15 protein-coding genes, 3 tRNA genes and 1 pseudogene are annotated in these 22,589 nt (G+C 28.5%); 6 read left to right on the plus strand and 13 right to left on the minus strand.

The features are described 5' to 3' along the window. The first annotated feature begins 90 nt into the window (after positions 1-90). A complete protein-coding gene (locus NH341_RS11670) occupies positions 91-312 on the plus strand; it encodes a helix-turn-helix domain-containing protein (RefSeq protein WP_253056988.1) in 222 nt (73 codons plus the stop codon). A gap of 83 nt (positions 313-395) precedes the next feature. Here the strand turns inward: NH341_RS11670 and NH341_RS11675 are convergent, their stop codons facing one another. Both NH341_RS11675 and NH341_RS11680 read right to left on the minus strand, forming a co-directional pair. Continuing rightward, positions 396-830 carry a RadC family protein gene (locus NH341_RS11675; RefSeq protein WP_253056998.1) on the minus strand — a complete coding sequence of 145 codons (435 nt, stop codon included), beginning with the start codon at positions 828-830 and terminating at the stop codon, positions 396-398. Between the two features lie 165 nt (positions 831-995). Then, positions 996-1,373 (minus strand): hypothetical protein, encoded by a 378-nt coding sequence (locus NH341_RS11680; protein ID WP_253057000.1) that lies wholly within the window; start codon positions 1,371-1,373, stop codon positions 996-998. A 220-nt stretch (positions 1,374-1,593) separates the two neighbouring features. On the opposite strand from NH341_RS11680, the gene NH341_RS11685 reads away from it, so the two are divergent. The 3 genes from NH341_RS11685 to NH341_RS11695 are packed head-to-tail and all read left to right on the plus strand — an operon-like array spanning position 1,594 to position 7,225. Beyond that, entirely contained in the window at positions 1,594-2,367 is a 774-nt protein-coding gene (locus NH341_RS11685) for a hypothetical protein (protein ID WP_253057002.1), read from the plus strand. Positions 2,368-2,374: 7 nt separating this feature from the next. After that, on the plus strand, positions 2,375-4,858 hold the full coding sequence (locus NH341_RS11690) for a DEAD/DEAH box helicase family protein (protein ID WP_253057004.1): 2,484 nt from the start codon (positions 2,375-2,377) through the stop codon (positions 4,856-4,858). A 15-nt stretch (positions 4,859-4,873) separates the two neighbouring features. Next, the gene (locus tag NH341_RS11695; RefSeq protein WP_253057006.1) at positions 4,874-7,225 is read left to right on the plus strand and encodes an AAA family ATPase; all 2,352 of its coding nucleotides are present in this window, start codon (positions 4,874-4,876) and stop codon (positions 7,223-7,225) included. A 183-nt stretch (positions 7,226-7,408) separates the two neighbouring features. Here NH341_RS11695 and NH341_RS11700 read toward each other — a convergent pair. The 9 genes and pseudogenes from NH341_RS11700 to NH341_RS11740 all read right to left on the minus strand — a co-directional run bounded on the left by NH341_RS11700 (position 7,409) and on the right by NH341_RS11740 (position 16,385). After that, positions 7,409-8,338: pseudogene (locus NH341_RS11700) on the minus strand (DUF3871 family protein). A gap of 145 nt (positions 8,339-8,483) precedes the next feature. Next, the gene (locus NH341_RS11705; protein WP_253057008.1) at positions 8,484-8,963 is read right to left on the minus strand and encodes an HAD domain-containing protein; all 480 of its coding nucleotides are present in this window, start codon (positions 8,961-8,963) and stop codon (positions 8,484-8,486) included. A 1-nt stretch (position 8,964) separates the two neighbouring features. Continuing rightward, positions 8,965-9,825, minus strand: a complete 861-nt coding sequence (locus NH341_RS11710) for an AAA family ATPase (protein WP_253057010.1) — start codon at positions 9,823-9,825, stop codon at positions 8,965-8,967. A 208-nt stretch (positions 9,826-10,033) separates the two neighbouring features. Continuing rightward, positions 10,034-12,553 (minus strand): DEAD/DEAH box helicase family protein, encoded by a 2,520-nt coding sequence (locus NH341_RS11715; protein WP_253057012.1) that lies wholly within the window; start codon positions 12,551-12,553, stop codon positions 10,034-10,036. Between the two features lie 54 nt (positions 12,554-12,607). After that, positions 12,608-13,801: a site-specific integrase gene (locus NH341_RS11720; RefSeq protein ID WP_253057013.1), complete on the minus strand. Its 1,194-nt coding sequence runs from the start codon at positions 13,799-13,801 to the stop codon at positions 12,608-12,610. A gap of 187 nt (positions 13,802-13,988) precedes the next feature. Next, positions 13,989-14,062, minus strand: a tRNA-Arg gene (locus tag NH341_RS11725). 8 nt (positions 14,063-14,070) lie between these two features. After that, a tRNA-Pro gene (locus NH341_RS11730) sits at positions 14,071-14,145 on the minus strand. A gap of 24 nt (positions 14,146-14,169) precedes the next feature. Beyond that, positions 14,170-14,251, minus strand: a tRNA-Ser gene (locus tag NH341_RS11735). A 91-nt stretch (positions 14,252-14,342) separates the two neighbouring features. Beyond that, the gene (locus tag NH341_RS11740; RefSeq protein WP_073181377.1) at positions 14,343-16,385 is read right to left on the minus strand and encodes an HD family phosphohydrolase; all 2,043 of its coding nucleotides are present in this window, start codon (positions 16,383-16,385) and stop codon (positions 14,343-14,345) included. Positions 16,386-16,592: 207 nt separating this feature from the next. Here NH341_RS11740 and NH341_RS11745 point away from each other — a divergent pair, with 207 nt between their 5' ends. Then, positions 16,593-17,768 carry an acetyl-CoA C-acyltransferase gene (locus tag NH341_RS11745; RefSeq protein ID WP_253057014.1) on the plus strand — a complete coding sequence of 392 codons (1,176 nt, stop codon included), beginning with the start codon at positions 16,593-16,595 and terminating at the stop codon, positions 17,766-17,768. A gap of 25 nt (positions 17,769-17,793) precedes the next feature. Further along, complete coding sequence (locus NH341_RS11750; protein WP_073181379.1) at positions 17,794-18,567, plus strand: C40 family peptidase; 774 nt, start codon at positions 17,794-17,796, stop codon at positions 18,565-18,567. 88 nt (positions 18,568-18,655) lie between these two features. Here the strand turns inward: NH341_RS11750 and NH341_RS11755 are convergent, their stop codons facing one another. After that, complete coding sequence (locus NH341_RS11755; RefSeq protein ID WP_253057015.1) at positions 18,656-19,894, minus strand: tetratricopeptide repeat protein; 1,239 nt, start codon at positions 19,892-19,894, stop codon at positions 18,656-18,658. Between the two features lie 16 nt (positions 19,895-19,910). Further along, positions 19,911-22,412 carry a DNA gyrase subunit A gene (gene gyrA / locus NH341_RS11760; RefSeq protein ID WP_047789770.1) on the minus strand — a complete coding sequence of 834 codons (2,502 nt, stop codon included), beginning with the start codon at positions 22,410-22,412 and terminating at the stop codon, positions 19,911-19,913. Positions 22,413-22,589: the final 177 nt, after the last annotated feature.

The following is a 22,589-nucleotide window of genomic DNA, read 5'->3' on the forward strand; positions in this document are numbered from 1 at the left end:
AATATTTAAAACAAACATAATTAATTATCATATATGATAACCAAAAAAGCTAATTAATTATCATTTTTGATAACATCGGAAAAAGATATAATGACAGATAAAGAAAAATTACAGCTGGCTGTTGGTAAGCGAATTAAAGAAATTAGAGAATCAAAAAATATAGCTCAACAAGATTTGGCTGGTGCTTGTAATTTTGAAAAATCTAATATGGCAAGATTAGAGGCTGGCAAAACAAACCCAACATTATATACACTTCAAAAAATTGCTGAAAATTTAGATGTAAAGCTTTCCTTTTTAGTTGACGTTGATTAGTAATAAAGTTTTAGCTATTAATACCTATCTGAATCTTTTTGAACTTTTATATTAATTAACTTTTTAACTCTTTTTAGGTGAGATTACATGAGTCCATTATCTGCAAAACTGTAATAATCATCTTTTGTTACTATTATATGGTCTAATATTTTCACATCTAATAATTTACTAGCATTTATTATTTTGGTGGTAATGCTTTTATCAGGATTACTGGGATTTAAATTCCCTGAAGGGTGATTGTGGGCTAGTATAATTCCATGAGTATTACTTTTTAATGCTACTGAAAATAACAATTTAACATCGACTATTGAACTTGTTGTTCCTCCTTTGGATAAAGGATAAATACCTAATACTTGATTATTTCTGTTAAGTAATAAAACTTTAAATTCTTCTTGAAGTTCTATTGTGTTCTTGTTCCAGCAAGCCAATAAAATATCAAAGGAAGCTTTACTGTTTGTTATTCTAAGTTTTTCTGTGTTATTGGTAATGTATGATACTTTTACTTCTGCTATATTCATAATTGTAATAAATTTGTAAAACCACCAGAACAAATAATATATCCATTATCTAAGTTCTTAGAAAAAAATCTCAGATTACTATAATTTATTTTTCTGGTGGTAAGAGATAATTTTACCAGTTCTGTCCATTCCCTATAGAAAGAATAGACAGACTTGGTAAAAATATTACATACTTGGTTCTAAAATCCCATTCTGTAAGAAGATGTTATTAGCTTTGAATGTTTCTTGAGGAATATGCTCTACTTCTTCTGGTGGTAAGAATACATAAGTATGAGTTAACTCAATAATCTCTCCTGTATCTTTAATAGTGTACTCATAAGGCTCACAGTCTTGCTTCTTGATGCTTCCATCCATTTGAGTGCCAATTAAACCTTTACAGATAGCTTCATCAAATGTTGAAGGTACATAAGCCTTTTTTGCTGTAGCGTAGAAGTTCCCTGTAGATTTTGACCTAATCATTTCAATACCTCCTTGTACTTCTAAAACATAAAATGTAGTTCCATCTTCTTTTTGTCGTTCCTTGTAGTTGATAATTGTTACCATTCTTTTTAATTTTAAGTTGAACTTTCCCTTTGTGAATAAATAAACAGACAAGCAGAAAAACACAGCTGTCAACTTGTGTTTATTATATGAGCTTGAAAATTTTAGTGTATATATAAAGGGAGGGGGGAGTTTTTCTCCCTAGGAATGGGTGGGGGTGTAATATAGGGTAGTTTAAGCGTTTATTATTGTTGAAAAATATTTATATTTAGAAAAAAATTTTATGAGTCCCCCTCCATTCAATTTTACTTTCCATAAGTTAAATGAAAACTCTTTTATGTATATGGTAAACATAGAAGAGATATCTGATGATTTAAAGAATTATATTGATAAAAAGTTAGTATCAATCTGTTATCCAAACTCAGGATTTGATTTAGCTACTATAAAAAAAGCACTTCTTAAGTTTCTAAAAAGTAAGAATACAAAAAAAGGAAAAGCGAGTACTATCACTATAGGGTATATTGCAGAGTTTTTCAATCATCTTTTTTTAGGCAATAACGGTTATATACAAGAGTTTAGTTTTTTTAATTTAGAAGAAAATTCGATGAAGAAAGGGTTTGATGGAGTTTACTCTTATAACAGTGAATACTGGCTAATGGAAAGCAAGTCGTCTAAAAAAGATGAGATGACACATGACAAAAACTTTAGCATAGCTTATAATGATTTAAAAGGTAAAATATCTGGAAAAGCTAAGAATAACCCGTGGTTAAATGCATACTCACATATAAGAGCTATTAATTCTTCAAATAAAACATTAATTAAGAAAATTGAAAGCTTATCAAGTAGTTATATTAATGAAAAATATGATTTAATTAAAAACTTCAATATAATTCCATGTTCTACAATCATTTTAGAGGATAAATGGTCTGAAATAAACGTAAAAGAAACTATTAAAAAATTTGAAGAAGTTGTTTTAAAAAAGGAATACAAAGAATTAGTTGTGATATGTTTAAATAAAAAATCATTAACTCATTTCAAAAATTATCTTGAAAGCTAAATAGCATATGTTTAAAGAAAATAAATCAACCTTTACAAGAATATTCGAAAATGTAAATTTTAAAAAAGTATTAAGAAAGTTAACTATTGAAGAAGAATTGAATGAAGAAGAAAAAGTGTTAATCCTTTCAAGTGCTTTGGTGTTTTTAGAACAATATGTAAAAGATAAAAGATATATAACTTATTTGGATTTTGCATATTATTTAATCCTCAAATATTCAATAACATATAAGGATTATAGACCTTTATATGATTTCTCTATTAATATGGGGTTTTATCCAATATCTAAAGTAATATCAAAAAATAAATTAATTTCAATAAATAGTTTAAACACATTCCTTGTTGACTATAATATTAAAAGCTACTTTAATGGAGAGTATTATGAAACAATTCAACAAAAAAGAGAGAAAAGTACTTTCTTGAAAAACACTTCACAAGAAAAAGCCTTTATAGCTCCAACTTCTTTTGGTAAGAGTTCATTAATTATAGACTATATTAAATTATTTTCAAATAAGAAAATAGCTATTATAGTACCAACAAAATCTCTTTTATCCCAGACTTATAAAATGGTAAGAGATGCCGAATTAAATTATAAAATTTTGATTCATGATGAAATGTATGATAAGCAAAAATCCTTTATAGCCGTTTTTACTCAAGAAAGAGCTTTGAGATTATTATCCAAAAATGAAGGTTTATATTTTGATATCATTATCATAGATGAAGCGCATAATATGCTTGAAAATGATTCAAGAAGTATTTTACTTTCACGATTAATTTTAAAAAACAAGAAAATAAACCCAAAGACAAAGATAGTCTACTTAACTCCTTTAATTAAAGATATTGAAGCTGTTAAAGTAGATAATAAACAAAGTATTTCATCAAACATTATTCCATTTAATGTAAAAGAACCTGAAATTTTTGAATATAAAAAAAATGGAGATGTAATTAAACATAATAGGTTTTTTATAAGAAAAAGTAGTAATGAAAAACAGGGATTTAAAGGGTATAAAATTTCTCATTCAAAAAACTATTTTGAATATGTTAAAAAAAATTCAAAGAAGAAAAACTTTCTTTATAATAATAGACCTATTGGCATAGAAAAATTGGCTTTGAATTTATCTTTTGAACTTACAGAAGAAACAAATAAAGAAATTGAAAAAGTAGTAACTATTCTAAAAAAAGAAGTTCATAAGGATTTTTATGGAATACAAACACTGAAAAAAGGAATTGTATATATTCATGGAAAACTCCCAGATTTATTAAAAGAATATTTGGAATATAAATTTAAATTAATTGATAAATTAAATTACATAGTAGCTAATAATGTTATTCTAGAAGGAATTAACTTACCTATAGATACTTTATATATATTCTCTACATATCGATTAAATGGGAAACATTTAACTAACCTAATAGGTCGAGTAAATAGATTAAATAACGTTTTCAAAGGAGATAATAATAATCTTAATATGTTACTTCCAAAAATTCACTTTATAAATAATGAAGAATATAATAAGAATAATGACATGTTTAATAAAATTCTAACCTTAAGAAGTAGAGTTTATAAAGATGAAATTAAGAATCCAATCCTTGAAAATTTTGATATAAAAACCATTAAAGATTCTGATAAGGAAAAACAAAAATTAAAAAGAGAAAAAATAAAAGAGCAACAAAAAAATGAAAACTTTCTGTATGAAAAGCCAAAAGATTTATTTGATAAGCTAAAACAATATTTTATTGAATATGGAATTGATGAGAATTACAAAGACCTTAATAAAATAGTAAAAGATGTGAAGGCTTTTTTTGATAGTAAAACCTACACTAAAAAAGGCTGGAAGAGTAATAGAATATTAGAAAAGGTAAAAGAAATTTTCATAGGTGATTTAGACAATATTAAGGATTTCGAATTTAAAAGAATTGGAAATGAAGCAGCAATAAACTATTACACAAATTTTATTGAAGTTAATAGAAAAAAACCATTGAATGAGAATATAATAAATTTATACAACCATTTTAAAGATAGAGCTAAATCAGATGATGAAAAGAAGAGAAAGTTCTATTTTGGGACTGCATATGGAGAAGAACCTTATGTATCTGGAGAATACACAAACCCTAGATTCAACACCTATATAGACGTAAAAAAAGTAAAAGAAGACAAAAGGCTAATAAATTTAGCTATTATTAAGTTAAAAATGGAAGAAGACTTTATCAGCTTTACTTTAAATAAATTCATCATTTTTTTATATGATTTCAATTTAATCACACAGGAAGAGTATCATGAATATGTTTATGGTACCACAGACATAAAAAAAATTGCTATGACAAAGTTTGGTCTAAATATTAGTTTAATAACACGTCTAGAAGAAGATAAACAAATCAAGAACCTTGAAATGGATGATAATAATAATCTTAGAGCAAATAAGAAGTTTAGAAAATATTTGAATAAGCTTAATGACTTTCATCGATTTGAAATTGAAAGATTCTTGAATTAAAAAAATAATACAAATATGATATCTATTAATATTTTAGGATTAAAAAATTACAGAATTTTTGATGATAAAGATGGTATCTTAGAAGAATTGTCAAATATAAATATATTAACTGGTGCAAATAATTCAGGAAAAAGTTCAATTATAAAATTTTTTCAACTACTTAAAAATAGTCAAGGTAAATTTCCTTTTGAACTTGACTTAACTGAACAACAACATCTATTAGGTGATTTCAAAAACATCCTTAATAACAAAAATAATGATAGTATTGTTATTTCTCTTCCTTTTCAATTTTTAGGTCTTAAAAATTTATATGTTAATTTAACACATAGATTAGACTCAATAAATACTTATAAAACAGTATTAAGAAAAATCGAAATTTTAGATAGAGTAGAAAACGAAATAATATTTTCTTTTTCCTACAGGAAAGCTACTGATGACGAGATAAAAATATATAATGACGAATATGATAAGAAATTAGAAAAGTATAAACAAAGAAAATTAGAAAACAAATCAGAGAAAAAATCAGAACCTTCATTTTTAGATTACTATAATAGTGATTTAAACTTTATTTCTCCTCTCTTTCACAGCCCTCTAGAAGGATATCTCGAATGGAAAATGAAACCATTCTTATTGAAGAATTATTTATCTCAGTTATTTGATTTTTACAAGTGGTATCAAGAGAATAAGAACAAATATAAAGATATTATAAGCACTCTTGATAATAAATCTTTCATAAATGATGAAATATATTTCATACCATCTTTATTTCTGAAGTCTATAAAAGAACAGGTAATTAATATCGATAAATGGAAAAAATTCAATAGTAATATTGATGATAATATTTTAGAAGGAAAAATGGAGATAAGTTTAGATGATTTTCAGGAAGATTATCCCTATCCTCGACCAAAAGAAGAAGATATTCTTTATTATAAATCATTAGAAATTATAGAGAAGAGATTAGTATGGAATGATGAAAATGAAAGCAAAAAATATTCAGTTATTAAAGATGCTTTTGAAAATAGTTGGAATATATTAAAAGAAAACATATCTCAAATAAATTATTTATCCAACATAAAAGAAACAAACTCAAGAATTTATAATTATACATCAAACACACCTTTCATTAAGGTCTTAAACGATTATTATTTATTAGCTGAAAAATCTTCTTTTTTTCCTTTCTTAAATAAGTATTTAAATAAATTTAATATTGGAAAATCAATAGAGGTCAAACTACATCATAAATATCAACTGATGAGTGTGAATGTTATAAAAAACAATGATACAAAACAAGAATTAGTTGATTTTGGATATGGTATTAAACAACTGATTCTTATTTTAATACAAATAAAGGTTTTAAGTGAGCGAAATAAATCATATCATCTAGAATTTGATGAATATGGAGATGAAAAAGAAGCATATACTTTTAGACCAAGTATTTTACTCATAGAAGAGCCTGAAACTAATCTTCATCCTAAATGGCAATCTTTATTAGCTGAAATGTTCATAGAAGCTAATAATAAATTTAATATTCAATTTATTATTGAAACTCATAGTGAATATTTAATTAGAAAAATGCAAAATTTAGTAGCAGATGGTCAAATTGAGGGAAAAGAAATCAAAATTTTCTATTTAAGAAATTATGAAACAATAAAAAAAAATAAAAAGCAGCTAGATGTTGTTCCTATTGAAGATGATGGAAGTATTGATTTTAAAATATTTGATGAAGGTTTTTTTGATGAGAATGATATCTTAGAGTTAAGTCTTTTGAATATCCAGAGGAATAATTTTTTAACGGATTTTGAAGAGTTAAAGATAAAAAGCGAGGAAGATTCTGACACTATATCAGAACTTGAAGGTAGAATAGATGACTTTACAAAGAAAAATGATATTTCAGAATACAGGAAAAACATTGAAAATAAGTTCGGAACAACTAACTTGGATGACTTAAGTTTAAAGTATTTAACATCTGGACAATTTTTATTAAATACAATACCAGATACAGCTGACTTTTCACCTGTAATCATTCAATATGGAAGAGCTATTGAAAACACATTAAAGACTGTTTTTTCAACTATTATTAGCCCTAATGGATGGATGCTAGGAAACATGCAAGGTTCCCTTGAAGAAATTTTTCAGATGAATACAGGTATGGTTAGATGCAGTAATCAACAATTGCCTTTATTAAGAAGTGAGTTGATAAATTATTTTGATGATTTTAACAATTTAAAAATAAGTCTATTAAATAATATAAGAGAGGTAAGAAATATGTCAGGACATTCAGGGCAAACCAAAAATAAATCAGAAGCACTAAGTTATATTAGTGAAGTTGAGAGCTTTTTAAATACTTGGATAAATGAGATGAAGTAATTTATTTAAGAAGAATTACCAAAATAAGTTAATATTCAAGATACATTTCTAATAGAAATATTGATATTAGAAAAGAGATTACAAATTCAAAAATAAAAACTTGAAAAACGTAACATTTGAATAAAACCTATTTTGATACAAAAAAACAAAACCCAATCTTTAGTTAAAGAGATTGGGGTTTCATCAACTTAAAAACCAATGATAAGAACTACCATTGATAGCTTTAGAGATAGAATTTGTAAAATCAAAAGCGTTTACATTTTTATCTCTAAAGCTATCAATGTAGCTACTCTTATTAGCCGAAGTGAATAAGTTGTATAAATTCCATAGGTTAATATTACCGTTTTCATTTTTACAAAATCTTTCATCTTGGTAAAAGTCTTTTGCAATGGTAGAAATTTGTCCATCATTTAGTTGTAATGGTGGTATTCGCAATTTTTCGTCTTTGGATAAAAATTGATGCAATTTAGCTCTACCAATAAGTTGAGTAAATTGAGTTTCAGTAAGATATTTATTTGTTAAATCCTACATAGATTTTAGATGTTTTTCAATTTTATAAGATTGAATTAAGTCTTGTATCTTTTCTTTTAATTCTATGTAATTAGATACACGTATTTCACTTTTAAATCCATCAGTAGAAACACATAGATTACAACATACCATATTTTGAAAACCAATAAATACTTGGAACTTTTCAAATGACTTCTTACTGTACAAATTCTCTCTGTTATAGGCTCTAACTCCTCCTACCACCAGAGAAATTAAATTACCATTAACGTTATCTTTAATTGTAAGAATCCTCATTATAAAAGCCATTCTTTCAAAGTACTGAGTTTTTTCATAATCAAATAATTCCTTAGCAGGTTTGTGTATAGCTTCTGGAACTCTTCCTTTTATTTGATGGCTTACTCTTATTTCAGGTAAGTCAATGTTACGCTGAGGGTAAATGTTATTGATACAATCTTGTGTGATTTCTATAAACTCTTGATGACTTATAGTTCTTTCATTATCCTTTGCAAATACAGGGATAATACAATCATTTTTTAAAAAGGAAAGGCTAACCCCTTTAGTGTTAGCCTCTATAAACGGATTTTGTTTAAATCCTTCTTTTATTGTCTATTGTGGTAAAATAATTGAACTACTTATTGGCAGCTCTTTTTCCACAGTAATATTATTCAAGAGTTGATTATTACCCTTATATACTGGTATTAATTCCATTGTGTAAAAAATTAATTTTATTGTGTAATTAGTTCTATAATTACTTAAAAAAAGTGATGATTTTCTCAGTAATTGTAGTGTCTAACCCAATGTCAGGATTAGTTTGAAAAAAGAATTGCTCTTGGTGAGAAAAGAACTCATTTTCATCATCAATAATAACATATTTAATAGGTGTTTTAAAGTGCTTTTGATTGTCTTTTATCCAATTTTGAATTTCAACACCTCTCAAGTTTGGAGTATCAGGTTCAAAAATTGATAAATCCTCTGTTTTACCAAATATTTTACCTGTAAAACCAATAGACTTAAATAAGTCTTGTAGATTTTGTAAACTCCTTAATATTCTCCACGAAGAAGATATAACTACTTTAGTTTCTGTTTCATTTACAATTTTATTTAAGTATTCAACACAAGCAGGGTCAAAAAAACGCTTAACAGTGATTTCTAAAATTTTACAGTTCTCAGAACTATGCCATTGCCTACTATTAAGCACGCCATCTATGTCTAAAAACAGAATATTCATATCAATTTAAGTAATTATTGACAGCTCCATTTGTACTAAAATTGTTATGATTAACTAATTTCTCCAACTCTAATTTCTTTTTCTGATACTGTTCTTTATATATATTTTGAGAACTTGGATTATTATTATAAAGTTTCATCAACTCATCTACTGTAATGCATTTCTTTATTCTGGTGGTTATTTCATTTTTTAAAGGTTCATTACACCAATCTAAAATTCTTTTACCTGTAGCCGAATTAATTATAAATTCAGGTTTTCCTGAAAACAATTCAGTCCTATCTTTAATAACATCAGATAAATGTTTACTATTAATACTGAAAACAGTAGTAAATTCATATTCTATACCTGCTCTTTGTATTGCTTTAACTCCCTTTTTTTTAGGTATAAATTTTCCATCTTTATAATCTAAAATATAGTTTTGTTTAGTTCTCATTGTAGCTATAATATGAACAGGAGATTGTAATATTTTATCAACAAATGCTTTTTGTCTAGGGGTTATTTTATTCCAATTAGTAAATGAGTTCCCTCCTAATTTAGAATGATAATCCAATAGGAAGTCCCAGCAATGACTTATGCTATCAATGATAATAACTTCCATACCACCAGAAAGACAAATATCTATAGCTTTGATATATTGTTCTGGACTGAATGGTTGTTCAAGTGTCAATACATTATAATTTCCAATATGAGAGTATAAATCAGCACTTCCATTTTCTGTATCTATTATTGCTACTTTTTGAAGATTATTATTCGTAAGCCCTTTTGCTAATAAAAGTGCTGACATTGTCTTCCCTGCTCCAGCAAAGCCTTGTAAAGCCATTTTAATTTTGGCTTTTTTTCTTTGTGATTGCCTTAATTTCATAATATTTATTTTTTTGGTGGTATAAAAAAACACCTCAATATTTTGAGGTGCTGTTTGAATTTTACCAATCTTGTCTAATCTCTATAGAATAAATAGACAGAACCGGTAATAATTTAATACTCTGTAATAGTATTAAATTATTTAAAGTATTTGTTTTACCAATTGTGTCTATTCTATATAGATGGGAAAGACATAATGGGTAATTATTTTAAGATTCAAAATCTAAATCATTAGGAGTTATTATCTCTCCAAAAGGACTATTTATACTAGTATTATTTGATTTTTCTTTTTCAGAGTCAGTTTTTTCTTCATCTAATTCATATTCTTCTCCAATGGATTCTTCTTGTAATAAAACTTCTAATAAATTATTATTTTCTGGAAGAAATAGTTCTTCCTGAACTACATCATTCATATCATAAAAAGGATTTAAATCTTCATTATATAAAAAATTAATATAGTTATCTTTTACATCTACAAATCCATCAATGAAATAATACCTTTTACTATTTTTCCTCTTTGCTTTTTGCTTATCAAATTCTACAAATAAATCACACAACTTTTTATAAACGGTATTTTCATCAGGAGTCTCTTGTCCTCTTAGAAGACTAAAAGATTTATTCTTTACAAATGTATCTTGTTCATTAATTTTTGAAAATACAGTAATAGCTAAAGAATAAATTCTAGGAGATAAGAAAACCTCTTCATTTAATGATGCAGGCATATAGTAGTCTCCTTTTATTTCAATTTTATTGCTCTCTATAAAATCAAAGAAACTTTGCTTTAAATCGTAAAAAACCTTATAAACATTTACTAACTCATTATCATTTTTGTCATATCTTATACTAGCTTCTATACAATCATTGAAATAATTAACATCATTATATTCATTAATGTTTTTCAATAATCTACCAATGTATTTCATTAAAGCTGCTTGAATAAATAGATTATCAACTCCTATCTGCTTATTATTATAACTTATCGAATATCCCTGTAATAATCTTCTCAAAAATTTCAAGTTCTCATAACCTGATTTAAGAGAAAATGAAGTCATGTTCATTCCAAAAGGAGTAGATAAAATTTCTTCAAACAATTCACTTAATCTAGAAGATATATTGTCTTTATTTAAATCCAATGGTTTCCTATCTAAAATAATCTCTTTCAATTTTGCGTTTTGAAATTGGTCATTAAACAATGCCCAAAATAGATAGGGTATTATTTTTTTTCCTGCAGAATACTCGCTGGTATAAAAAAACTTGTCTGAATACTTTAGCAAAAACTCTTCATAAGTAGGGTAATTCAACTTAATTCCAATATGATTCTGTGATATACCTCCAAAACCTATTCTTTTATCATACTCTTTAAATGATTCTATAAAATCTATTTTATTTTGATGCTTTTCTTTTAATGAAACATATAGTGATTTGAATTTATTTACCCTATCCTCAAATCTATTAAAAGGAGAAACTTTGGCTTCTTCTATTATTTCCAAATCTTTAATATTTTCTATATAATCTCCTTCCAATAGAACACTTGGAATTGAAGAAAAAATATAAATATCCCCTTTCTTTCTCATTCTAGCAATTGATTGAATTAAGGCAATATAACCATCTGTAAACACTCCATACATACCAAGCCCTTCAATCATAGAATAAGGAGGTAATAGAACAATAAAAACTCCACTATTAATATTTACTCCAGTAGAAAAATTAGTACCAACATGAGAATCATGATACTCATCAAACTCATAGTCTGTTTCAGATGTACATAATTTCAAATCTCTAAAAAATCTTTTGAAAATTGGTTGATAAGTTTTTCTAATAGCTTTAGCGAGATTTTTAGAATAAGATAAAATATTTATAGCTCTGTCTCGATGTAAATTCTCTAAAATAATTTTTTCAAGATTTAAGAACTTTTCAATATTAACTGAGTTATAAGACTCATTGCTCAACATAAGTGTTATATCTGACCTTTTTTCTTCAACCTTTGTTCTATCTGCTTCTAATATTTGTATATTTCTATCTGTTAGTAATGAAAAATACTTTGATAACTGTGTTGTTGATTCTGTAAATGTTGCACTAGCTAAAAAAACTTTATGAAGCCTATCTTCCCAGTTAAATAAATTGAATATTTTATCTCGTTGAAAATTATGTATACTAGCATGAATTTCATCAATAAATAAAACTACTTTTTTATTATCATCAATACATCTTTTATATAATAAATCAAGGTATTGTTGTTTAAATTGGCTTTGCAAAACATAACTATCCCCTGGATTTCTTAAAAAGGCATTGACTGTTAATACATGTAAATCTTTTTTAACAACTTCATTTACCTTTAACTCTCTTGGTGTAAATATTTCAAAATCTCTATAATTGAATCTATTATCTTCTAAATTAGAAAACTCATCATAATATTTTTCGATAAGTGATTTAAAAGGAACTAAAATTATAGCTACATATCCATTTTCAATATACTTATTAATCAACCTATTAAATGTTGTTGATTTACCTTGACCTACACCAAAATTAAATAAAACGGTTTCTGATTTATTAAAGTTATCGCTATTATTAATAAAAAAATCTGATACTCCATCACTTACAAATCCTTTTCTATCTGGTTTTATAACTTTTGATTTGACATTATAACCTAATTCATAATCATTAATAGTAATCTTTTTGTACCCTATAACTTTCTCTTCTATTTCAGGTATCAGAACATTATCACACATATTAAAAACTTTTTCTTATAAAAACGTAAATATATTTAGAAATAGATATAAATACTATTCAAGTTTACCCTTCAAAACAGTTATTTGTTCACTAACTCTAGTTCTCATTACTTTAGCATAATGTTCTTGAGTTATCTGTAACCTAGAATGTCCTAAAAGTTCAGAAACTACTTCCATTGAAACCCCATTATTTAGTAAAACAGTAGTAGCAAATGTTTTCCTTCCAACATGGTGGATTAGCCTTTTATCTATCCCTAAAATATCTGCTATTTCTTTTAGATAAGAATTAAATCGTTGATTTGAAATTTTAGGAAAATTGAAGTTATATTTTAAAAGGATTTTTTCTGCTTTGGGTAATATAGGCACTGAAATTTTAGAGTTAGTTTTTTGTCTATACATTTCAATCCATTTGTTATTATCAAAACCTATTTTAATATGCTTTTTAGTTAAAGTTGTCATCTCCTGATATGCTAACCCTGTATAACAACAAAAAACAAATAAATCCTTAACCTGCTGTAATCTATTTTGATTAAAAGTATACTTTTCTAACTTACTCAATTCTTTCTGATTGAGGTAAACTAGTCTAATTTTTACTTTTGGTGGTTTATACAATATGAAAGGATTTACCTGTAAGTAGTTCTCAGCTATCGCAAATGCTATAATTTTCTTCAATCTCTGTAAACTTCTATTTATTGTGGCTTGACTTAAACTAAGTTCTGTTTTAAAATAATATTCCAAATCCTTTATAAATTTTAAATCGAGTTTATTAAGCTTTATATCATTCCTTTTATATTTAAACTTTATAAATTTTTCAACCTTTCTCTTATTCTCTACATATCTATTCCAAGAAACCTCTTTAAAATCAATTCCTATAAGTTTTTTAGTTTGTTCATTGTGTATATCATATAACTCTAATAAGGTCTTCTCTACCCTAGTATTCTCTCCTTTATATTGACTATAAATATCATCTACGCTAAAATCATTTTGTTGAAGCTGTAATAATAAAAAAGCCTCATTAATCTTCTGATTAATAAAGCTCAATTGTGTATTTACAATTTTATAGTTCTCTGCTTTATTTAAAAGCTTCTGTTTTTTACTATCCCAGTAATTGGGGTTTATAAATAATCCTGTAGAGAAATCTTTTCTCTGTTTATTATAAGTTATCCTACATCGCATAGGAGTATCTCCTCTTTTATTAATCTTATTTCTTTGAATAAGAAAGAGTATATGTATTGTACTAATATTCATCGTTTTATTTTTTGAAAATGGGTACCTCAGAAAATAAAGTGGGTACCTTAATGTATACCTCAAAAGGGCTATAAAAGGATACTATTGATAAAGATGAAGATGTATGTAAAAGTATTGAAACACTCCTGCAAGTACTATAAAACCTACAGAAACAAAAAAGCCTTACTAAAACTAGTAAGGCTTATTGTGATCGCGACAGGATTCGAACCTGTGACCGTCTGCTTAGAAGGCAGATGCTCTATCCAGCTGAGCTACGCGACCATTGTTTGTCGGGGTGGCAGGATTCGAACCTGCGACCTCCTGCTCCCAAAGCAGGCGCGATGACCGGGCTACGCTACACCCCGATTAGTGTCATCTACAACTTTTTGCGGAGAGACCGGGATTCGAACCCGGGCATCCCGAAGGATGACAGCTTAGCAGGCTGCTGCATTACCACTCTGCCACCTCTCCTTAATTCTTGTCGAAACGTGAATTAAAAATTGCGAGTGCAAATGTATAACTATATATACGTTTCTACAAATTTTTTCACTAAAAAAATTACCTATTCTGGATACTCAACACGTAAGTGATAGATATTCATTAACTTATTCTTTATAATTTTTTTAATTTTTTCTATCTCTCTAAAAGTAATATCTGAATTTATGAACTGATTATCGTTTTTTTGCTTGTCTATAATCCTATCAATTAATACATCTATCGATTGTGCTGTCGGATTTTTTAAACTTTTAGAAGCAGCTTCTGCTGCATCACACATCATTAAAATAGCTGTTTCTTTTGAAAACGGAATTGGACCTTGGTATTGAAACTTCTGAATATTAACATCTGGATTATTTTCTTGTTCTTGTTTATAAAAGTAATAGGTAACGCTTGTTCCATGGTGTGTACGAATAAAGTCTATAATTCTATCCGGTAGTTTATATTTTTTTGCTATTTCTATTCCGTTAATTACATGATCTAAAATAATACGTGCACTATCTACTGGTAATAAATCATTATGTGGATTAACTCCCGTGGATTGATTTTCGGTAAAATACATTGGTTTTACCATTTTACCAATATCATGATACAAAGCTCCTGTTCTTACTAACATAGAGTTCGCTCCTATTTCATTCGCTGCTGCTTCAGCTAAATTAGCCACCTGCATTGAATGTTGGAACGTTCCTGGAGCTTTTTCATTTAAATCTCTTAATAGTTTTGAATTTGTATTAGAAAGCTCTAATAATGTTACATCAGAAACCAATCCGAAAAGCTTTTCATAAAAATAGATAAAAAACACTGCTAAGAACGACAACAATCCATTTGCTGCAAATAACCCAAAGTACATCCAATTTATCTTATCTGCATTCCCTTCTTTTAGAATAGAAAAGGCAAAATAAGTAACCATGTAAATTAGCGTAATTTGTCCAATAGACATAAATAAACTTGCTCTTTTATACAGTTCAGAAACCGTTAATATAGTTACAATCCCTGCAATAATGTGTAAGTAAATAAACTCAAAACTATTGGGTACAATAAATCCTAACAACAATACGGTAAGTACATGAGTAAATAAACCTAATCTGGCATCAAAAAAAGCTTTTAGTACAATTGGTAAAATACTTAACGGAACTACGTACAAATAACCAGAATTGTATTTTACCACCATAGTTTGTACAAAAATCATTAAAAAGATATTGAAGAAAATAAAGGTTACTTTATTGTTATCATTAAAAGTCTCAAACCTATATCTTTCTAAAAATAATAATAACATTAACAATGCCAAGGCTACTAAAATTGTGTATCCGAATACAATCCAATAATAATTAGATTTTGTCCAAATTCTAGAGCTTGACGCTACTTCATACGACTTTAAGACATTATATTTCCTTCCTTCAACAATGTCTCCTTTTAAAATAATTAATTCTCCTTTTGAAACCTTTCCTTTAGCATAAGAAATACCTTGAAAACGTTCATTTAACTCCTTTTCACTGTATTTATAATCATAGGTTACGTTAGGGCGCAAATTATTTGACAAATAGTTTATTAACAGGCGTTGTTTATAGTACTGAAGTCCCTCTGTATTTGTTCTTAAAAAGCTTAAAATATCTTTTGATTGTACTAACCTTGAAAACAGAACATCATCAATGGAATTTCCTTTACGTAAAACTATCACATCTTCTCTATCTGCTTTATCAATGCTTGCGTCATCTAAAAAACCATATACGTAAATTTTATTTATAAGCTTCTCTCCTTCTCTAATTAAGTCTCTAATTACGTTTGTTGATAATGAGTCAATACTCTTAACTTGGTTCGTAAATGAATGAGTTACCTCTTCTTTAATCGATGTATCAACTACAAAATATTTTTTTGAACTATTTTTAAGTTCGTTTTTTTCCTCTTCTATTTCTTCTGTAGTTTTTTGAATAGCAAAATCAAAAGGAGCATATAAATTGTCATATTGCCAAGGTTTTCCTTGTCTAAAATCGTACTTAAACTGTCCACCTTTAGGAAATAAATATACTATAGCAATTACCGTGATCAAAAACAATAATGCTTTGTAAATTACAGTATTATTTTTGTACAGTTTGTTAATTAAGTCGTTCATTTTTGATCTTTATAAAATGTAAATATAACCTTTCTCTATTATTTGAGTACTTGGCATAAAATGGTTATTTTCGCAAAACAAATCTTAATACAATTCACCCAATACATGAAATTAATAGCAGAAAATAATTATTAAGCGCTTAACAGCTTTGTTATTTTAGTCACTTTTGGTTATTGGGATAAATAAAAAATTAACAAATAGTAGCACATGAAAGAAGTAGTAATAGTATCGGTTGCAAGAACTCCAATTGGTAGTTTTTTAGGAACATTATCAACTACCCCTGCACCTAAATTAGGTGCTATAGCCATTAAAGGAGCTTTAGATAAAATTAACCTAAAACCAGAAATGGTTGAAGAAGTTTTTATGGGTAATGTTGTTTCGGCAGGTTTAGGACAAGCTCCAGCTCGTCAAGCGGCAATCTTTGCAGGAATACCAGATACTGTGCCTTGTACTACTGTAAATAAAGTTTGTTCGTCAGGAATGAAGTCTATAATGTTAGCTGCACAAACTATCGCTTTAGGTGATGCCGAAATAGTTGTAGCTGGAGGTATGGAAAACATGAGTATGATTCCTCATTACCAACACGCCAGAACAGGTTCAAAATTTGGACCTATTAAAATGGAAGATGGAATGCAGAAAGATGGATTAGTGGATGCTTACGAACAAGTAGCTATGGGAGTTTGTGCTGATGAATGTGCTGTTGAATATAAATTTTCAAGAGAGGATCAAGATGCTTTTGCAGTTGAATCATATAACCGTTCTGCTAAAGCGTGGAGCGAAGGAAAATTTGCAGATGAGGTTGTTCCTGTTGAAATACCTCAACGTCGTGGTGAGCCTATTATCTTTTCTGAAGATGAAGAATACAAGAATGTAAAAATGGAAAAAATACCTGCTTTACGTCCTGCATTTACAAAAGAAGGTACAGTAACTGCTGCTAATGCTTCCACAATTAATGATGGAGGAGCTGCTTTAGTATTAATGTCTGCAGATAAAGCTGCTGAATTAGGCTTAACTCCATTAGCTAAAATTAAAGGATATGCTGATGCTGCTCATGAACCAAAATGGTTTACAACTGCTCCTGCAAAAGCATTACCTAAAGCTTTAGCTAAAGCTGGAGTTTCTATTGATGATGTTGATTATTTTGAGTTAAACGAAGCTTTTTCTGTAGTTGGTTTAGCAAATATGAAAATCTTAGGATTATCTACTGATAAAGTAAATGTTAATGGTGGTGCCGTTTCATTAGGACACCCATTAGGCGTTTCAGGAGCTAGAATTATTATTGCTTTAACTTCAATATTAAAACAAAATAACGCTAAAATTGGTGCTGCCGGTATTTGTAACGGTGGTGGTGGTGCTAGTGCAATGGTTATTGAAAGAGTATAATTTTTTTAAAAGCCCCAACCAGTAGATGTCTTTCGGAATTTGTAATTTAAGTATTGTACCTCTTCGATCAGAGCCTTCTGATGCTTCAGAAATGGTAAATCAAGTTGTTTTTGGTGAGCACTTTGAAGTTTTAGAAAAAACTAAAAAATGGAGTAAAATACGGTTAGCTTTTGATGGTTATCAAGGATATGTTGACAATAAACAATATGAAGAAATTTCAGTAGAGGTACACAGTCTTTTATTAAAAGAAAAAAAACACTATGCCGGTGAATTAATTGATTTTATTACTGATAATAATAGTAATTTAACTACTATTCCTATGGGAGCTCGACTTCCTTTATTTAAAGACAATAAAATTAACATTAATAATTCCTCATTTTTATATGAGGGCAAAGTATGCAATAGTAAACTAGCAAAATCAGCAATTGTAGAAACCGCTTTCTTATTCTTAAATGTTCCTTATTTATGGGGAGGTAAATCGCCTTTTGGCATTGATTGTTCTGGGTTTACTCAAACAGTATATAAATTATGTGGATACAACCTTCTACGTGATGCAAAGGAACAAGCAACTCAAGGTGAAGTTTTGAGTTTTATTGAGGAAAGTGAGCCTGGTGATTTAGCTTTTTTTGATAATGAAGAAGGTATTATTACCCATGTTGGGATTATTATGAATGATTACAACATTATACACGCTCATGGAAAAGTTCGTATTGACAAGTTGGATCATAGCGGTATTTATAATATTGATACACATCAACACACACACAAACTTAGAGTAATTAAGCGTTTAGTTGAATAAATAGTTTTACAGATTACCTTATAAATTAGTTATAAAAAAAACCGAAATTCTAAAATTTCGGTTTTTTTTATAACTAATTTTTCTACTACTATTGCATTGATTTATATAAGTCTCTATATTCAGCCGCTTTATTACTCATTTCTAACACCTCATATAAATTCATTAAAGTTTTTACAGTATCTACATTTCTATTTAAACTATCTGCTTTTTCTAAAAATGGGATTGCTTCCTTATAAACTTCTTTTTGTTTAGCTGCTAACTCATCATATTTTTTAAAATTTGATAAGTTTTTATTCATTTCTTCTACAATAGCTTTTTCTTTATCTAAAACTACTACTGCTAAATTCATATAAGCATCTGCATAATCAGGTTTTAACTCAACTGCCTTCGTGTAATACTTCTTCGCATCATCCATTCTACCTTCATTGAAATTTACAACACCTAAATTATAATATAATGTTGGGTTTTCAGGGTCTAAAGCTACAGCTTCATTCATCAATTCTCCAAACTTATCCATTTTACCCATTTCAACATATAGTTGAGCTTCGTTTAAAATTAAATTTAAATCTTTTGGATTAGAAGCACGAGCATCTTTAAAAGCTGCAATAGCCTCATCTGTTTTTCCTTGCTCTTTTAAAATTAAAGCTACATTTTTAACAATTGTTGCTGATTTTGAATCTGAAGATTTTACGTCTGGTTTTACATAGTTTCCTGTTTTTACCATTAAGTCTCTTCTTGCCTTGTCATTTCCAAAACTTTCAACTTTTCCTGTAGTTTTATCTGTAGCTACATATTGCTTTTCAATACCTGTGTAACCTATTTTTTGTAATTCTCTATAGTACTCAATCGCTTTATCATAATCTTTAGCTTGGGTAGCAGCAACTGCAGCATTATAAGCAAAAGATGTATCTGTAGGACTTAACACATATGTCAAATAGAAGTCTTCAGCTGCATTTTTATAATCCTTTTTATTATTATATAAATCAACCGCTTTTTTAGAAACTTCTTGAATCATCTGATTTAAGATAGGCTTAGCTTCATCTGTATACTTGTTTTCTTTCATTGCTATTAAAGCATTGAAAGCTTCACCAGCATTCTTGTAATCTTTTTTTGCAGCTAATGCTTTACCTTTTAATAAATAAAATTTAGATTTATATTTATCTTCTCCGTTCATCATTAAAGATCCTTCAATAGCATTTAAAGTATTTAATGCTGTTGTAAAATCTTGTTTTTTTATAGCTTTCTCAGCAGCTTTAAGTTCTGATTTTTGAGCAAATGCCCCTAACGACATTAATCCTAAAGAAAGGGCTAAGATTTGTTTTTTCATTTTTGTTATGATTTATTTATTGTTGTTCTTGACTATCATTTGTTTCATTTTCAATTTCCATGCCATCTTCTTCTTCATCTTTTTCATGCATTACTTTTGCTACAGCAGCAATATCATCATTATCTTTAATGTTAATCAGTTTAACTCCTTGAGTTGCTCTACCCATAACACGTAAATCTTCCACTGCCATTCTAATTGTTAGTCCTGATTTGTTGATAATCATTAAGTCGTTTGAATCATCTACATTCTTGATAGCGACTAAATTACCAGTTTTTTCTGATATATTCAACGTTTTAACTCCTTTACCTCCACGATTCGTTATACGGTAATCTTCTAATTTAGAACGCTTTCCATATCCTTTTTCTGAAACAACTAAGATATTACTTTCCATATCATTAACAGCAACCATACCAATTACCTCATCATTTTCATGCGATAATGTAATACCACGAACTCCCGAAGCTGTTCTTCCCATTGGACGTGTTTTAGCTTCTTCAAAACGAATTGCTTTCCCCGATTTAAGTGCTAGCATTACTTGGCTATCTCCAGTAGTTAACTTCGCCTCTAGTAACTCATCACCTTCTTTAATAGTTATTGCGTTAATACCATTAGCTCTTGGACGAGAATATTGTTCTAAAGGCGTCTTCTTAACCTGACCTCGTTTTGTTGCCATAATAACATAATGATTATTGATATAATCTTCATCTTTTAAATCACCTGTTACTAAGAACGCTTTTACCTTATCGTCTTGCTCGATATTTATTAAGTTTTGAATTGCTCTACCTTTGGTATTCTTTCCTCCTTCTGGAACTTCATATACACGCATCCAGAATACTTTTCCTTTTTGGGTAAAGAACAACATATATTGATGGTTAGTACCTACAAATAAATGTTCTAAGAAATCTTCATTACGAGTAGTTGCTCCTTTTTGTCCACGCCCTCCTCTATTCTGAACCTTGTATTCATCTAAATTTGTACGCTTTACGTAACCTGCATGAGAAATAGTAACAACAACTTTAGAGTTAGGAATCATATCTTCGATTCGCATATCTCCTCCTGCATACTCAATTACAGAACGACGATCATCACCATATTTTTCTTTGATATATAATAGTTCGTCTTTGATTATTTGATAACGTCTCGGCTCATTTGCAAGAATATCTTTTAAATCGGCAATAGTCTTAATAATTTCATCATACTCTGCTCGTAACTTATCTTGTTCTAGTCCTGTTAACTGACGTAAACGCATTTCAACAATAGCACGTGCTTGAATTTCTGTTAATTCAAAACGCTCTATCAATTTTTCACGTGCTTCATCTGCGTTAGAAGAACCTCTAATAATAGAAATTACCTCATCAATATTATCAGAAGCAATAATTAACCCTTCTAAAATATGTGCACGTGCTTCTGCTTTCTTTAATTCAAACTCAGTTCTACGAACAATTACTTCATGTCTATGCTCTACAAAATAATGGATTAACTCTTTTAAGTTTAACTGTTCAGGACGCCCTTTAACTAAAGCTATATTATTTACACTAAATGATGTTTGTAATTGTGTGTATTTAAATAGTTTATTTAAAACGATATTAGGAATTGCATCTCGCTTTAATATATAAACAATACGCATTCCTTTACGGTCAGATTCATCACGAATGCTTGCAATACCTTCCAGTTTCTTTTCATTAACCAAGTCAGCAGTTTTCTTAATCATTTCTGCTTTGTTAACTTGGTAAGGAATTTCAGTAACAACTATACATTCACGTCCCTTAACTTCTTCAATAGTTGCTTTAGCACGCATTACAATACGTCCACGACCTGTATGGAAAGCATCTCTTACTCCATCGTAACCATAAATAATCCCTCCTGTTGGAAAATCTGGCGCTTTGATGTGTTGCATCAACTCATCAATTTCAATGTCGCGATTATCAATATATGCTACAGTACCGTTAATAACTTCTGTTAAGTTATGCGGTGCCATGTTTGTTGCCATTCCTACTGCAATACCAGAAGCTCCATTTACTAATAAGTTAGGAATACGTGTAGGAAGTACTGTTGGTTCTTGTAACGTATCATCAAAGTTTAATTTATGATCTACAGTATCTTTTTCTATATCAGATAACATCTCTTCTGATATTTTCTGCATGCGCACCTCTGTATAACGCATTGCTGCAGGGCTATCACCATCAACAGAACCGAAGTTTCCTTGCCCATCAACCATCATATAACGTACACTCCAATCTTGAGCCATACGTACCATAGAATCGTAAACCGAGGTGTCTCCGTGTGGGTGATATTTACCTAATACCTCTCCTACAACTCTTGCAGATTTTTTATATGCTCCTGTGGATTTAATTCCTAATTCATGCATACCAAACAAAACTCTTCTATGCACTGGTTTTAAACCATCTCTTACATCTGGTAACGCTCTCGATACTATCACCGACATTGAATAATCGATGTATGCTGACTTCATTTGCTCTTCAATGTTGATAGGAATCAACTTTTCGCCATCTGTCATATATTTTCTTTTAAAATATTAGTATTTATTTTCGTCAAAAAAGTGAATTTTACACTTGATAAAACCCACTTTTTAAAATGCTTTCTAGTTCTCCGCATTTTCTAAAACATTGCAAGATACTATAACCCTCAGTTTTACACAAAAAATATACTAACTGTTTTACGTTTATTTATTAAC

This window comes from Tenacibaculum sp. XPcli2-G (assembly GCF_024124505.1).
Taxonomy (GTDB): domain Bacteria; phylum Bacteroidota; class Bacteroidia; order Flavobacteriales; family Flavobacteriaceae; genus Polaribacter; species Polaribacter mesophilus.

Bases quoted from the DNA above. Each gene is read 5' to 3' on its own strand.
- NH341_RS11670 (WP_253056988.1), top strand. From the start codon at position 91: ATGACAGATAAAGAAAAATTACAGCTGGCTGTTGGTAAGCGAATTAAA.
- NH341_RS11675 (WP_253056998.1), bottom strand. From the start codon at position 830: ATGAATATAGCAGAAGTAAAAGTATCATACATTACCAATAACACAGAA.
- NH341_RS11680 (WP_253057000.1), bottom strand. From the start codon at position 1,373: ATGGTAACAATTATCAACTACAAGGAACGACAAAAAGAAGATGGAACT.
- NH341_RS11685 (WP_253057002.1), top strand. From the start codon at position 1,594: ATGAGTCCCCCTCCATTCAATTTTACTTTCCATAAGTTAAATGAAAAC.
- NH341_RS11690 (WP_253057004.1), top strand. From the start codon at position 2,375: ATGTTTAAAGAAAATAAATCAACCTTTACAAGAATATTCGAAAATGTA.
- NH341_RS11695 (WP_253057006.1), top strand. From the start codon at position 4,874: ATGATATCTATTAATATTTTAGGATTAAAAAATTACAGAATTTTTGAT.
- NH341_RS11705 (WP_253057008.1), bottom strand. From the start codon at position 8,963: ATGAATATTCTGTTTTTAGACATAGATGGCGTGCTTAATAGTAGGCAA.
- NH341_RS11710 (WP_253057010.1), bottom strand. From the start codon at position 9,825: ATGAAATTAAGGCAATCACAAAGAAAAAAAGCCAAAATTAAAATGGCT.
- NH341_RS11715 (WP_253057012.1), bottom strand. From the start codon at position 12,553: ATGTGTGATAATGTTCTGATACCTGAAATAGAAGAGAAAGTTATAGGG.
- NH341_RS11720 (WP_253057013.1), bottom strand. From the start codon at position 13,801: ATGAATATTAGTACAATACATATACTCTTTCTTATTCAAAGAAATAAG.
- NH341_RS11740 (WP_073181377.1), bottom strand. From the start codon at position 16,385: ATGAACGACTTAATTAACAAACTGTACAAAAATAATACTGTAATTTAC.
- NH341_RS11745 (WP_253057014.1), top strand. From the start codon at position 16,593: ATGAAAGAAGTAGTAATAGTATCGGTTGCAAGAACTCCAATTGGTAGT.
- NH341_RS11750 (WP_073181379.1), top strand. From the start codon at position 17,794: ATGTCTTTCGGAATTTGTAATTTAAGTATTGTACCTCTTCGATCAGAG.
- NH341_RS11755 (WP_253057015.1), bottom strand. From the start codon at position 19,894: ATGAAAAAACAAATCTTAGCCCTTTCTTTAGGATTAATGTCGTTAGGG.
- gyrA (WP_047789770.1), bottom strand. From the start codon at position 22,412: ATGACAGATGGCGAAAAGTTGATTCCTATCAACATTGAAGAGCAAATG.